At 64.8% G+C, this 14,256-nt stretch carries 12 protein-coding genes; 9 read left to right on the top strand and 3 right to left on the bottom strand.

Annotation, left to right across the window (positions count from 1 at the left end):
* Window positions 1–12: 12 nt before the first annotated feature.
* The 6 genes from P2869_RS10805 (at window position 13) to P2869_RS10780 (ending at window position 6,895) form a co-directional block, all read left to right on the top strand.
* Window positions 13–2,340, top strand: coding sequence for a bifunctional salicylyl-CoA 5-hydroxylase/oxidoreductase (locus P2869_RS10805; protein ID WP_277598113.1), 2,328 nt, complete (start codon window positions 13–15; stop codon window positions 2,338–2,340).
* Between the two features lie 70 nt (window positions 2,341–2,410).
* A complete protein-coding gene (locus P2869_RS10800; protein ID WP_277596440.1) occupies window positions 2,411–3,535 on the top strand; it encodes a cupin domain-containing protein in 1,125 nt (374 codons plus the stop codon).
* Between the two features lie 49 nt (window positions 3,536–3,584).
* A complete protein-coding gene (locus P2869_RS10795) occupies window positions 3,585–4,535 on the top strand; it encodes a fumarylacetoacetate hydrolase family protein (RefSeq protein ID WP_277596439.1) in 951 nt (316 codons plus the stop codon).
* Between the two features lie 37 nt (window positions 4,536–4,572).
* A complete protein-coding gene (locus tag P2869_RS10790; RefSeq protein WP_017776350.1) occupies window positions 4,573–5,604 on the top strand; it encodes a carbon-nitrogen hydrolase family protein in 1,032 nt (343 codons plus the stop codon).
* A complete protein-coding gene (locus P2869_RS10785; RefSeq protein ID WP_277596438.1) occupies window positions 5,601–6,359 on the top strand; it encodes an Asp/Glu racemase in 759 nt (252 codons plus the stop codon). Before P2869_RS10790 ends, P2869_RS10785 begins: the two co-directional genes overlap by 4 nt.
* Before the next feature lie 92 nt (window positions 6,360–6,451).
* The gene (locus tag P2869_RS10780; RefSeq protein ID WP_026121766.1) at window positions 6,452–6,895 is read left to right on the top strand and encodes a MarR family transcriptional regulator; all 444 of its coding nucleotides are present in this window, start codon (window positions 6,452–6,454) and stop codon (window positions 6,893–6,895) included.
* A gap of 54 nt (window positions 6,896–6,949) precedes the next feature.
* On the opposite strand, the gene P2869_RS10775 is transcribed toward P2869_RS10780, so the two are convergent.
* Window positions 6,950–7,573, bottom strand: a complete 624-nt coding sequence (locus P2869_RS10775; protein WP_277596437.1) for a flavin reductase family protein — start codon at window positions 7,571–7,573, stop codon at window positions 6,950–6,952.
* A 211-nt stretch (window positions 7,574–7,784) separates the two neighbouring features.
* Window positions 7,785–8,702, bottom strand: a complete 918-nt coding sequence (locus tag P2869_RS10770) for a LysR family transcriptional regulator (protein ID WP_277596436.1) — start codon at window positions 8,700–8,702, stop codon at window positions 7,785–7,787.
* A gap of 135 nt (window positions 8,703–8,837) precedes the next feature.
* Between P2869_RS10770 and P2869_RS10765 the strand changes: the two genes are divergently transcribed.
* The gene (locus P2869_RS10765; RefSeq protein ID WP_277596435.1) at window positions 8,838–9,593 is read left to right on the top strand and encodes an SDR family oxidoreductase; all 756 of its coding nucleotides are present in this window, start codon (window positions 8,838–8,840) and stop codon (window positions 9,591–9,593) included.
* Between the two features lie 32 nt (window positions 9,594–9,625).
* Here P2869_RS10765 and P2869_RS10760 read toward each other — a convergent pair whose 3' ends face one another.
* Window positions 9,626–10,117 carry a helix-turn-helix domain-containing protein gene (locus tag P2869_RS10760; protein WP_277596434.1) on the bottom strand — a complete coding sequence of 164 codons (492 nt, stop codon included), beginning with the start codon at window positions 10,115–10,117 and terminating at the stop codon, window positions 9,626–9,628.
* A 68-nt stretch (window positions 10,118–10,185) separates the two neighbouring features.
* Between P2869_RS10760 and P2869_RS10755 the strand changes: the two genes are divergently transcribed.
* Window positions 10,186–10,962, top strand: a complete 777-nt coding sequence (locus tag P2869_RS10755) for an SDR family oxidoreductase (protein WP_126878413.1) — start codon at window positions 10,186–10,188, stop codon at window positions 10,960–10,962.
* 384 nt (window positions 10,963–11,346) lie between these two features.
* Complete coding sequence (locus tag P2869_RS10750; RefSeq protein ID WP_277596433.1) at window positions 11,347–14,229, top strand: winged helix-turn-helix domain-containing protein; 2,883 nt, start codon at window positions 11,347–11,349, stop codon at window positions 14,227–14,229.
* Window positions 14,230–14,256: the final 27 nt, after the last annotated feature.

The raw sequence follows: 14,256 nt of genomic DNA, 5'->3' as shown, positions 1-14,256 counted from the left end.
AAGGAGACGATGATGAAAATTGCGTGTATCGGCGGCGGCCCGGCGGGGCTTTATTTCGGGTTGCTGATGAAGCTCCAGAATCCGTCCAACGAAGTGGTCGTGATCGAGCGCAACCGCCCGTATGACACCTTCGGTTGGGGCGTGGTGTTCTCCGACGCCACGCTCGACAACCTGCGCGCAGCCGACCCTGTGTCGGCCCAGCAGATTGCCGACGAGTTCAGCCGCTGGGACGACATCGACATTCATTTCAAGGGCCAATGCGTTCGCAGCGGTGGCCACGGCTTCATCGGCATCGGCCGAAAAAAGCTGTTGAACATTCTCCAGGCGCGCTGCGAGCAGGTCGGCGTCCAGCTCGTATTCGAGACCGATGTGCGTGACGATCAGGAGGTGGCAAGACATTACGGCGCCGATCTCGTGATCGCGTCGGACGGCATCAACAGCCCCGTGCGCACGCGTTACGCCGAGACGTTTCAACCGGACATCGATCAGCGCCAATGCCGCTTCGTCTGGCTCGGTACGAACCGGCTGTTCGATGCGTTCACGTTCATCTTCGTGCCGACCGAGCACGGCTGGTTCCAGGCGCATGCCTACCGCTTCGAAGAAGGTCGCTCCACGTTCATCGTGGAGACCACCGACGAGACGTGGCACGCCGCAGGTATCGACAAGATGTCGCAGGAAGAGGGCATCGCCTTCTGCGAGCAACTCTTCTCGCCGTGGCTGCAAGGCGAGCGGTTGATCTCGAATGCGTCACACCTGCGCGGCTCGGCCATCTGGATTCGCTTTCCGCGCGTGATCTGCGGCAAGTGGGTGCATTGGACGCGGCCTGACGGCAATGCCGGCCGCGACGTGCCGGTCGTGCTGATGGGCGATGCGGCGCATACGGCGCACTTCTCGATTGGATCGGGCACCAAGCTGGCAGTCGAAGATGCCATCGAGCTCACCAACGTGCTCAAGGCCAAGCCCGACGATCTGCACGACGCACTCGCGCATTACGAAGCGGTGCGAAGCGTCGAGGTACTGAAGATCCAGAACGCCGCGCGCAATTCCACGGAGTGGTTCGAGAACGTCGCGCGCTATGCAGACCTGGAGCCCGAACAGTTCGCCTATTCGCTGCTCACGCGCTCGCAACGCATCTCGCACGAGAACCTGCGCCTGCGTGACCCGAAGTGGCTGGACGATTACGAGCGCTGGCTCGCACAACGTGCCGGAACACCAGCCGCGGCAGGCGAACGACCGCGGCCGCCGCTGCTCACCCCTTACACAGTGCGCGGTGTGACGTTGAAGAACCGCGTCGTGGTTTCGCCCACGCTGCTTTATTCGAGCGAGAACGGCGTGCCTGGGTCGTTCCATCTCGTTCATCTGGGTGGACGCGCACTAGGCGGTGCGGGGCTCGTGCTGACCGAGGCGACCGCGGTCTGTGCCGAAGGCCGCATGACGCCGGGATGCCCGGGCCTCTGGAACGATGAGCAGAGCCAGGCATGGCGAGGCGTCACCGATTTTGTTCATGCGCACAGCAGCGCGCGTATCGGCGTGCAGTTGAGTCATGCGGGGCGACGCGGCTCCACGCAGCTGGGCTGGCAGCAGCCCGATCGTCCGCTCGCGCACGGCAACTGGCCGCTCGTTTCGGCAAGCGCGCTGCCGTACCTGCCCGGCGTTTCGCAGGTGCCGCGCGAAGCGAGTCGTGCCGATCTCGAAGAGATCCGCTCGCTCTTCGTCGCCGCAACGCGGCGCGCTCTCGAGGCCGGCTTCGACTGGCTGGAACTCCAGGCGGGCCACGGGCAGTTGCTGTCCAGCTTCATCTCGCCGCTCACGAATCACCGCACCGACGAGTACGGCGGCTCGCTCGAGAACCGGCTGCGCTTTGCGCTGCAAGTGCTGGCATCTGTGCGCGATGCGTGGCCGGCCCATCTGCCGCTTTCGGTGCGCATATCGAGCACGGACTGGGTGGCAGGCGGCACGACCGTGGACGAAGCGGTGGAAATCGCGCGGCGCCTTCATGCGGCCGGTGCCGACCTCGTGGACGTGTCGTCGGGCGAAGTCTCGGCAGAGCAGAAACCCGTGTATGGCCGCATGTTCCAGACGCCGATGGCCGACCGCATCCGCAACGAAGCGGGCGTGCCGGTCATCGCGGTGGGCGCGATCACCGAAGCGGATCAGGTGAACGGCATCGTCGCGTCGGGCCGCGCGGATCTTTGCGCGCTGTCGCGTCCACATCTCGCGGATGCGTCGTGGCTCTTGCGTGAAAGCGCGCAGATGGGCTGGAAGGACGTGGAATGGCCCGCACCGTGGCTGCCCGGTAAAGACCAGCTGGAACGCAGCTTCGCGCGAGGCCGCTCATGAGCGCGCGTCATCCGGCGCGAGCATGCGTGGCCGCGCAATCCGGATTTCATCCACACCTGGGAGATTGACGATGACCACTCAACCATACGACCAGTATCGCGAAGAGGTGGCGGGACGCGCAAACGTGGCCGATACGCCCGAACTGCTGTCGTATTACGCGGAACTCGATCGCCTGAAGACGGGCGCGCTGTGGACCGTAGCGAACAAGATCGAACCGTGGCAGCCGCAGTCGGAATCGGTGCCGGTGCTGTGGCGTTATGCGGACCTGCGCGAGCACGTGCTGCGCTCGGTCGCGCTCGTCACGCCCGAGCGCGCCGGGCGTCGCGTGATCTATCTGAACAACCCCGGGCGTCGCGATGTGTCGGCGGCAGTGGGTTGGCTGTACTCGGGGTTGCAGGTGATGCACCCCGGCGAGCGGGCGTCGGCTCATGCGCATTCGTCGTCGGCGCTGCGCTTCATCATGGAAGGGCGGGGCGCCTACACGATCGTGGACGGCCACAAGATGACGCTGGGCGCGAACGACTTCGTGCTCACGCCGAACGGCACGTGGCACGAACACGGCGTGGAGACCGATGGCCTGCCCTGCATCTGGCAGGACGGTCTCGACATTCCGCTCGTCAACGCCCTGGAGGCGGGCTTCTACGCCGTGCATCCCGACTTGCAGCAGACGGTGGGCTATCCCGTGGACGATGCCGTGTCGCGCTGGGGCGGCGCCGGGCTGCGGCCGCACGAGGCACGCTGGAACAAGCCGTATTCGCCGCTCTTCAAATACGAGTGGGCCCCCACGTATGAGACGTTGCAGCGCTACGCCAAAGCGTGTGCCCCCGATCCGTTCGACGGTGCATTGATGCACTACACGAATCCCGTGACAGGCGGCCATGTGATGTCGACGATTGGCGCCAGCATGCAACTGCTGCCGGCCGGATTCGCCGGCAAGGCGCATCGCCACACGGGCAGCTTCATCTATCAGGTGGCGAAGGGGCGGGGCTACTCCATCGTCAACGGCTACCGCTTCGACTGGCAGGAGCGCGACATCTTCTGCGTGCCGTCGTGGGCGTGGCACGAGCACGCGAACGCGAGCAACAGCGAAGACGCGTGCCTGTTCTGTTTCAACGACCTGCCCGTCATGGAAAAACTTGGCCTGTATCGCGAGGAAGCGCTGGCCGACAACGGCGGCTTTCAGCCGCTGGCGTAACCGCGACGACGCTTTCCTTTAAGAGCCCGAACCTTCTCTGGAGAATGACATGCGACTTGTAACCTTCCGCGCTCACGTTGGCGCTGCGGCACGTCTGGGTGCCATCGTGAGCGACACCGTGGTGGACCTGCAGCGTTTCGGCGAGCAGACGGGCCACCCGCTGCCGGACGACATGCTGGAATTCATCGACCTCGGCCCGCAAACGGTGGCCGCCACCACGGCGTTGCTTGCCGAATACGACGGACGCTGGCCGCTCGGCACAACGGTGCCGCTTGCGAACGTGAAGCTGCTCGCGCCTATTCCGCGGCCACGCAAGAACATCTTCGGCATTGGCCTCAACTACGTGGAGCACGTGGCCGAATCGAGCCGCACGCTGGACACGTCCAAAGAACTGCCGAAACAGCCCGTCATCTTCAGCAAGCCGCCCACCACGGTGATTGGCCCGGGCGATTCGATCGAGCACAACGAAGCCATCACGAAGCAGCTCGATTGGGAAGTGGAGCTGGCGGTGATCATGGGCACGCGCGCGAAGAACGTAAGCGAAGGCAACGCGCTGCGGCACGTGTTCGGCTACAGCCTGCTGATCGACATGAGTGCACGCGACTGTCGACGTGCGGGTCAATGGATTTACTCGAAAGGGCAGGACACGTACGCGCCGTTCGGTCCCGTCATCGTCACGGCCGACGAAATTCCCGACCCGCACGTGCTCGATTTGAGTCTCAAGGTGAATGGCGTGACGAAGCAAAGATCGAACACGCGCTACATGCTGTTCAAGGTGCCGACGCTCATCGCGGATATCAGCGCAGGCATCACCCTGGAGCCGGGCGACATCATCGCAACGGGCACGCCGGAAGGGGTGGGCGCAGGCCGCAATCCGCAGGAGTGGGTGTGGCCCGGCGACGTGATCGAGGCGACGCTGGAAAAGATCGGGGAACTGCGCAATCCCGTGGTGGGCGTGGGCAGTGCCGGCTTCGAGCGCGCCAACGCGCGCCGCGCTTAACGCGTACTCACACGCACACGGACAGAAGGATCGCGTCATGCTCGAACTTCCGCAATTCAAGGCCGCCGCGGTTCAAGCCGCGCCGGCGTTCCTGCAAACCGATGCGACGGTGGACAAGGTCTGCCGTCTCATCGAAGAAGCCGCCGACAACGGTGCCCGGCTCGTGGCGTTTCCCGAGGTGTTCGTAGCCGGCTATCCGTACTGGAGCTGGATCATGAACCCGGTGGAGGCAAGCCCGTGGTTCGAAAAGCTCGCGCGTTCCGCGATCGAACTGCCGGGGCCTGAAATCGCGAAGATTGCCCAGGCCGCGGCACGTCATCGCATCAACGTGGTGATCGGCGTGAACGAGCGCAACCGGCATGGCATCGGTACGCTGTACAACACGGTAGTCACCATTGCTGACGACGGTCGCATTCTGGGGCGTCACCGCAAGCTCGTGCCGACGTGGGCCGAAAAGCTCACGTGGGCACCGGGCGACGCCTCGGCGCTGCGCGTCCACGACACCAGCATCGGGCCGCTCGGCGCGCTGGCGTGCGGCGAGAACACTAATACGCTCGCGCGGTTCGCGTTGCTCGCACAGGGCGAACTCGTGCACGTGGCGAGCTATATCGCGTTGCCCGTGGCGCCTGCGGACTACGACATGGCGGAAGCCATCAAGGTGCGCGCGGCGGCCCATTGCTTCGAGGGCAAGCTGTTCACCATCGTCTCGTGTTCTACGGTATCCGAAGAGATCATCGAGGCGATGGCCGCGACGCATCCGCAGTCGCGCGAACTGCTTGCCCGTCGGAACAGCGCGTTTTCTGGCGTACTCGGTCCGGATGGGCGCGTGATCGGGCAGCCCCTCATCGACGAGGAAGGCATCGTGTATGCCGATATCGATCTGTCGCGCTGCATTCAACCACGACAGATGCACGACATCACCGGCCACTACAACCGCTTCGACGTGTTCGATCTGCGCGTGAATCGCCGTCCTCTGCAAGCAGCGCGTTTCGAAGACACCGCGGCATACGACGAACTCAACGTTGCCGCGGAATCGAGTTTCGACCTCAACCAGGAGACGCAGCCTTGAGCGCCGCCCGTACTTACCGCGTCGGCCAGATCGTGCCGTCGTCGAACACCACGATGGAAACGGAAATTCCCGCGATTCTGCGCGCACGCGAGGCCGTGGCGCCGGAGCGCTTCACGTTCCATTCCAGCCGCATGCGCATGAAGCACGTCACGAAGGAAGAACTGGCGGCGATGGACGCGGACAGCGACCGCTGCGCGCTCGAACTTTCGGACGCGCGCGTGGACGTGCTGGGCTATGCGTGCCTCGTGGCGATCATGAGCATGGGGCGCGGCTACCACCGCGTGTCCGAAGAACGGCTAGCCCGTCGCACGCAGGAGAACGGCGGGCCGGCGCCAGTCGTGACGAGCGCGGGCGCGCTCGTGGATGGCCTGCATGCGCTGGGCGCAAAGCGCGTGTCCATTCTCACGCCCTACATGAAGCCGCTCACGCAACTCGTGATCGACTACATCGAGAACGAGGGCATCGAGGTGGTGGACAGCATTTCGCTGGAGATTTCGGACAACCTGGAGGTGGGCCGTCAGGACTCGCGTGCGCCCATCGAGATCACGAAGCGGCTTAACACGGCCAACATCGATGCGGTGGTGGCCTCGGCCTGCGTGCAGATGCCGTCGCTGGCATCGGTTCAGCCGATTGAAGACCGCGTGGGTTTGCCCGTTCTTTCGTCATCCGTAGCAACGACATGGCAGATGCTCAAGCGGCTGGGTTTGAGCACCGCGGTGCCGGGGTTTGGGTCGCTGCTGGACGGGGCGCATTGACGGTGTCTGTCCAACCCGATGCCTCGCGGACCGACACCGCGGGGCAGGTAGAATCGCTGCTGGTTCCGCAAGACGATGAGGCAGCGACGGGCATGTCCAAAACCAAGGCGTTTGTCGACGACTATTTGCCGGCGCTGCTCGGTCAGGCCTGGCATCTCGTTTCCACCGAGTTTCATGCGGTGGTCGAGCAGCGCGGGCTTTCGGTGCTGGAATGGCGGGTGCTGTCGACACTCGCCAGTAACGGACCCTTGAGCATTTCCGTGCTGGCCCAGATGACGGTCAGCAAGCAGCCCACCGTTACGCGTCTGCTGCTGCGCCTTGAGGCCCAGGGGCATGTGGAGCGCTCCACGAGCCGCGACGACCGGCGCTATACGCTGGTTCGGGTCACGCGCAACGGGCGGCGCCTTGTCGCAGGGCTGATCGCGCTCGCGGAGGAACACGAACGCGCGATTCTCGAACCGTTCAGCCAGCAGAAGATCGATACGTTGAAGGATATTCTGCGCGAACTCATCGAGCGGCATCGGCCGCCGGCGTAATGCGGCGCACCCGCTCCGCCACACCTCAGCTGACCACACCGCAGCCGGCCGCACCTACTTCGGCCGATACATGGTGAAACGCCCTTGCGGCAGGATCTCGAAGTAGTCCGCGGGGCCGCCTGCCCGCAGAATGGGCCGTGCGCTCACAGTGTCGTAGATGCCGTCGCGCAGCAACGCGCGATCGATATGCACGGCGACCACTTCACCCATCACCATCCACGTGTCGAGCGCGTGCCCGTCGGCGCGAGTCAACTGCTGGATTTGCGTGACGCGGCACTCCAGCGCGACCGGACTCTGCGCGACACGTGGAGCCGCCACGACGGAACAGGCAACTGGAGTCAGCCCCGCAAGAACGAACTCGTCCACCTCGGGACCGGCTTCGATACTTGTTTGATTGAGCTGTTCTGCAAGGTCGCGCGTCGCCAGGTTGCAGACGAATTCGCGCGTGGCCTCGGCATTACGCACGCTGTCTTTCTTGCCTACGCTTGAAAAGGCAACCAGTGGCGGGCGGTAGTTGAAGACGTTGAAGAAGCTGTAGGGCGCGAGATTCAGGCGGCCTTCGGTGTCGCACGTGGAGATCCAGCCGATCGGGCGCGGACCGAGAATGGCCGGAATCGGATCGTGGGCCAATCCGTGTCCGTTTTCGGGTTGGTAGCTATGCATCGTGTTGCTGATCATCAGGCGCCTGGCTTGAAGTGGGACGAAGTCATGACGCAAGCGTAATTCGAAGCGGCGGCGGTTCGGCGAGCCCACGCGAAATACTTGCAGGAGACGGTGGTTGCTTGCAGCGGCTGGACAGCGAGCGCGGTTGCCTGTGCCATGCAACGGTTGCCGTCAAAAAGCGATTGCAGCGGCGCGTTGCCCTTTACCTTCGCGTCGCATTCTCGTATCACTTCGGCCACTGCCACGAAGGCTCGGACAGATGCTTTGCCAGGTAGTCCGATAGCGCGCTCACTTTCGCGGGCCGCGAACGCGCAGACGGCGTGACGAAATACAGACCGCCTGTTGTCAGTGACCAGTCCGTGAGGATGGCTTTCAGACTGCCATCGGCCAGATACGCCGCCGCGATGAACTCCGGCAACTCGGCGATGGCGAGTCCGTCAAGCAAGGTGGGCAGCAGGGCGTCGGCATTGGTGACGCGCAGCGGACCCACGGGCGTCACGGGTTCCTCGTCGCCAGCGTCGTTCGTGAAGCGCCAAACGTCGCTGCGCGCGCGGTACGCGTACGAGAGACAGGGACGGTCGGCCAGCTCGCGCGGATGGGTAGGCCGGCCCTCGCGTTTCAGGTATTCGGGCGATGCCACAACGAATTGCTTCACCGTGCACAGCTGGCGCGCCACCAGCGACGAATCGGGCAACGCCGCGATGCGCAGCGCCGCATCGAAGCCCTCGGCCACCAGATCGACGGTTGCATCGGACAGGTGCAGATCGATGCTGACCTCCGGATACGTGCGAAAGAAGCCGGGCAGCAACGGCGCGACCCAGCGCAAGCCGAACGACATCGGCACGGCGAGGCGAACGAGTCCACGCGGCTGCACCGACATCTCGCGCGCCGCGCTTTCCGCTTCTTCCGCCTGGCGATAGATCTCGCTCGCCTTCTCGCAGATGGTGCGCCCGAACTCCGTCAACGCGAGCTGTCGCGACGTGCGGTTGAAGAGCCGTGCGCCCAGCCGGTCTTCAAGACGCGCCACGCCGCGTGAGACGGTAGCGACGGACACGCCCATCGCGCGGGCCGCCGCGGCGAACGACCCTTCTTCAGCCACCTTGGCAAACATCGCGAGTCCTTCGAAATCGGGCAGTTTCGTCATTTCATTTCTGCAACGTTGGTTTTCGATTAATTCTATTTCGAAAAGAAGAGGTCGTCGATATTCTCCTCACATCGCAGTACGAACACCGAACCGCAGTACCTCAGTCACTCATTGAATGAACGAAGGAGAAACATCATGGCACGCAAACTCGAAGGCAAGATCGCACTCGTTACCGGCGCAACCAGTGGCATCGGCCTCGCCAGCGCCCGTCGCTTCGCGGCGGAAGGCGCGCACGTCTACATTACCGGCCGCCGCGAGGCGGAACTGGAGGCGGCGGTGAAGTCGATCGGCGCGAGCGCCACGGGCGTGCGCGTCGATTCGACGAAGCTGGCCGAACTCGACCGCCTCTATGCGCAGATTCGCGAAGAGAAGGGCCGTCTCGACGTGCTGTTCGCGAACGCCGGCGGCGGGTCGATGCTGCCGCTTGGCAGCATCACTGAAGAGCACTTCGACGATACGTTCGACCGCAACGTCAAGGGCATGCTGTTCACGGTGCAAAAGGCGTTGCCGCTGCTCGGCAAGGGTTCGTCAGTGATCCTGACGGGTTCGACGGCGGGCAGCGCCGGAACAGCCGCGTTCAGCGTCTATTCAGCCTCCAAGGCTGCCGTACGCGCCTTCGCACGCAGCTGGATTCTCGACCTCAAGGACCGCGGCATTCGCATCAACACCATCAGCCCAGGCGCCACGCGTACGCCCGGCCTTGCCGAACTGGCGGGCCCGGACGCCGCACAACAGCAAGGCTTGCTCGACTATCTCGCCACGCTGATTCCGATGGGCCGCCTCGGCGAGGCCGACGAAATCGCGAGTGCCGCGCTGTTCCTTGCCTCGGACGATTCGAGCTTCGTGAATGGCGCCGAACTCTTCGTCGACGGCGGCCAGCAGCAGATCTGACGTGACCGCGGACGCGGGCTTTTCATCAGCGCCTACGCGCTGTCCTTCGCTGCTCGCGACGGACGGCGCGACGCCTTGATAGAGCGCAATTCGCTGCCATGCGCCTCGGCCCATAGCCACACGCTGCAAAACGCCGCGCACAGGCTCGATCCGAGTTCGGTCAGTTGATACTCCACGCGTGGCGGCACTTCGGGGTAAACGGTGCGTGTCACGAAGCCGTCGTCTTCCAGTTGTCGCAACGTCTTCGTCAGCATCCGCTGGCTGATGCCGCCCACCAGTTCGCCGATGCGCGTAAAACGCAGCACGCCGTTCTGTGCCAGCACTTCCAGCACACACATGGTCCACTTGTCGGCAATGCGCGCGATGGCCTGCATGACCATGTCGTCGATTTCGGGCGTGGACGGCGTGCCGTGTGGCGATTGAAATACGACTCGCCTGCCGGCTGCGGAGTGGGTCTGCGTGGGTGTCTGCCTGGGTGTCGCCGCAGTTGTCCCATTACTTACCGTCGTGTTCGTATCGGCCATAAAAGTGCCTACTTCCGGAAAGAGACTGACGGAATTATGCTCCGCTACGTCAACCCCAGGAGAACACGATGAACGTCACCGGAAATACGATTCTGATCACGGGCGGCGGCTCGGGCATCGGCCGTGCGCTGGCCGAAGCGTTCCACGGCCTTGGCAACAAGGTCATCATCGCGGGCCGCCGCGAGGCGGCATTGCGTGAAGTAGCCGAGGCGAATCCCGGCATGGAAACAGCCGTGCTCGACGTCAGCGACGCCGGCGCCATCGAACGCTTCGCAGCGAAGCTCGTGCACGACTATCCGACGCTCAATGCCGTGCTCAACAACGCGGGCATCATGGCGCTGGAGGACTGGCGCAAAGAACCGGTCGATCTCACGGTGGCCGAATCGACCATCACGACGAATCTGCTCGCGCCGATACGTCTCACGGCTGCCTTGCTGCCGCATCTGAAGAAGCAGGCGCGCTCCACCGTGATGTTCGTGTCGTCGGGACTGGCGTTCCTCACGCTGGCACCCACCGCCACGTATTGCGCGACGAAAGCGGCCATTCATGCTTTCAGCGATGGGCTGCGCTATCAGCTGCGCAATACGTCGGTGGATGTCGTGGAGATCGTGCCGCCTTATGTGCAGACCGAGCTGCTGGGCGCACATCAGGCGACCGATCCGAACGCCATGCCGCTTGCCGAATTCATCGACGAGGTCATGACGATTCTGAAGACCCAGCCCGACGTGCGCGAAGTGCTCGTCAAACGCGTGCATCCGCTTCGGTTCGCGGCGCAGCAGGGTGACGAGAAATACCGTGAGCAGTTTCAGGCCTTCAACGACCGGTCTGAAGAAGCGTTGCCGTAGGCCGGTCATCTCGATACGGTCCGGCGTTCGCGCTGCTTCTCTGAAAAAAACTCCGCGCCCATTGTTCTGAAATTGAGTTTCGTCGCTGCGGCGACGAAACAACGCACTGGTCCGGGATCGAGCACTGCTCGCCGGCCGCAATCCCCTTTAAGCGTTCCCTTCGCCGCGGGCGCCCTGCGACCCACCGCCGCTCCGGCGTGCGCGGTGCACCCTGTCTCGTCCTTTTGTCGTTGTACACTCCGGTCTCCCGCTGTCGTCGGGCAACGACGTGGCGGTGCGCCGCCGTCCCCGTAATCGCCGTTGCCATTCGACGCGGCATCGAAGCATGTGAGCATGGGCAGCAGTTGATTGCCAGCGTCATGGTCTTCAACACCACTCCTTCTCATGAAGACGATCAAGATCGGGCAACTCGAAGTCTTGCTCGACCGCCGCGAAGTGCGGGTGGACGGGCGCAAGGTGCGCACAGGCAGCCGGGCCTTCGACATCCTCGCGCTTCTGATTGCGGCGAGAGGCGACGTTGTGGCGAAAGACGACATCATTCGCCGCGTCTGGCCGACCACGGTGGTCGAAAAGAACAATCTCGAAGTCCACGTCTGCGCGCTGCGCCGCGTGTTCGGCCGCGAGCGGGATCGTATTCGTACGGTGCCTGGGCGAGGGTATCGGTTGATTCTGGACGGCGCGCCGCAGAGCCTTTCCACGCCCGGCCCGGCGAAGCAGGGCAGACCCGGGCAAGGCTCGTCGAAGCCCGTTGTGAGCCCCACTACAACGCCGATGGCAAGGCCCGTCGTGCAGGCGCCCGTCGACTCATCGCAACCCGCTCGCGAAGGCACGACGCAACCGTCGGTTTCGGACAACCCTCAAGAGCCGGCGCTATCCGACGCCAGGTCAAGGTCGCGCCAACCGCTGCCTGCGCGTATGCCGGAGTTGATCGGCCGGCATGAAGCGCTCGCCGGGATAGCCGATGCGTTGCGCGCGCACCGCATCGTGACGCTCGTCGGGACGGGCGGCATCGGCAAGACCCGCCTTGCCATCGAACTCGCGTATTTCCTGCAGCATGAGTTTGCGGATGGCGTGGTGTTCGTCCCGCTTTCGACCGCGGATGGTTGGCGCTCAGCGCTCGATGCGCTCGCGGTTGCCATGGGCAGCCGGCTTGCGGCGGGCCCCGCTGCGCTGGCGCAAGTCGCTGACGAATGGCGCCAGCGCGAGGCGCTGATCGTGCTCGACAACTGCGAACAGATACTCGACATCGCCGCCGCCATCGCCGAATCTCTCGTGGCGGCCGACGGCCGCATCCGCGTGCTGGCCACGAGCCGCGAAGCGCTGCGCGTGCAGGACGAAACGGTCCACCACGTTCAGCCCCTCGCATTACCGTCGACCACGGTCGGCGTGAGCGACGTGCTCGACACGCCCGCCGTGCAGCTTTTCCTCACACGCGCGCAGGCCGACGGTGCGCATTTCGTGCTCGACGAAGCCGCCGTTCGACTTACCGCAGACGTGTGCCGCAGGCTCGACGGCATTCCGCTCGCGCTGGAACTGGCTGCGTCGCGCGCGGCCGTGCTGGGGCTCGGCCAGCTCGCGGCGAACCTCGACGACCGCTTCAGCATCCTCACGGGCGGCCGCCGTACGGCGCTGCCGCGCCATCAAACGCTGCAGGCTACGCTCGACTGGAGCTACCGCCTGCTCGGCGAGGAAGAACAGAAGCTGTTGCGCTGGCTGGGCATGCTGGTGGGCAGCTTCACGTTCGACGCCGCACGCGCCGTGGGTAACTACGCGGGCCTCCCCGCAATCGCGACGCTCGATGCCCTCAGCGGACTCGCGGCGCGCTCGTTGCTTGCCACGGAACCGGAAGGCGCGGGCTACCGTTATCGCCTGCTCGAGACGACCCGCGCGTACGCCCGGCAGCAACTCGACGATGAGGGCGAGCGCGCCCGAGCCGCCGACGCGCATGCCTCCCTCGTCCTGACGCTGCTTCGCGAATTGCAGAAGCAATGGACCCAGCAGCCCGTCGAAGAATGGCTCATGCACTTCACACGCGAACTCGGCAACGTGCGTGCTGCGCTCGACTGGGCGCTCGAAGGCGCCGGGGATGCCGCGGTGGGAATCGAACTCGCGGCCATCACGGTCCCATGGCTGTATGAGCTTTCGCTGGTGGAGGAGTGCTGCAGCCGTGCCCGCTCAGCGTTGCGACGCATCGCGCAGCGAGGCGAGGCTGCCTCGCCCGTCGACCCCGAAACGCCTATGACGCTGGTTGCCGGCCTCGCGGCAGCCGCCGTTTATACGGACGGCCCGCTCGACGAAACACGCGAGGCCTGGTCGCGCGTACTGGATCACGCGCTGGGCGCCGGCAACACGGGGCACGCCCTGCGCGCGCGTTGGGGCTTGTGGAACTGGCATCAATACGGCGGACGCGCCCGCGAGGCGCTCACGCTTGCGCGTCGTTTCGGCGAGCAGGCGCGCGCGACCGGCGAGGCGATTCATGCCGTGCTCGCGGCCCGCGTGGAAGGCATCGCGGAACACTACGCGGGCAATCAGCCGCGCGCGAGAGAGTTGCTCGAACAGATGATCGGGCAATACGAAGCGCCGCTTGCGCGCTGGCACACAATGGGCTTTCGCATCGACCATAGCGTCGTCGCGCGGGCCACGCTCGCCCGGGTGCTGTGGATGCAAGGCGAACGGCACGACGCGTGCGAACTGGCCGCCCAGAGCTTTCACGCCGCCATGCGCGCGGACCACGAGATCGTTACGTGCTACGTGCTCGTGGAGGCGGCGGTGCCGCTCGCGCTCCTCAATGGCGATGCGGCCGCGGCGAAGCAGGGCATCGGCGTATTGCAGCGCCTGTCCACGCGTTTCGGCCTCACGATCTGGAGTACCTGTTGCACCTGCTACGACGCCTGGCTCGCCACGCTGACGCAGCCCGGGCCTGACGCCACGGCGCGCCTCGCGGTCGCCATTGCCGCGTTGCGGGCCACGCGCTTTCTTGCGCCGCTGCCCATGCTCTCGGGCCAGCTCGCGCGCGCACTCATGAACGAAGCACGCGACGGTGAAGCGCTCGCGGTGATCGGCGAGGCAGGCCGTCATTGCGAGCAGAGCGGTGCGCGCTGGTACAAGGAGGCGCTGGAGCGCATCCATGACGAAATACTCGGCATGCCCTACGGCGGTAGTGCCGCGCGGCGCACCGTCGCGGCCTTGACGGGCGACCTCGACCGGCCGCTCATGGCGGCGCCCGAGATTCGCGCCGCCATGGGCGTACCGCGTTTGCCGCAGTAGCGGCCGTTGACGCGGCAAACACCCGCT

Source organism: Paraburkholderia sp. SUR17 (assembly GCF_029536165.1).
In the GTDB taxonomy this organism is placed as follows: domain Bacteria; phylum Pseudomonadota; class Gammaproteobacteria; order Burkholderiales; family Burkholderiaceae; genus Paraburkholderia; species Paraburkholderia kururiensis.
Note: the sequence above shows the minus strand (reverse complement) of the source record. Positions and strands in the feature narration are given on the sequence as shown.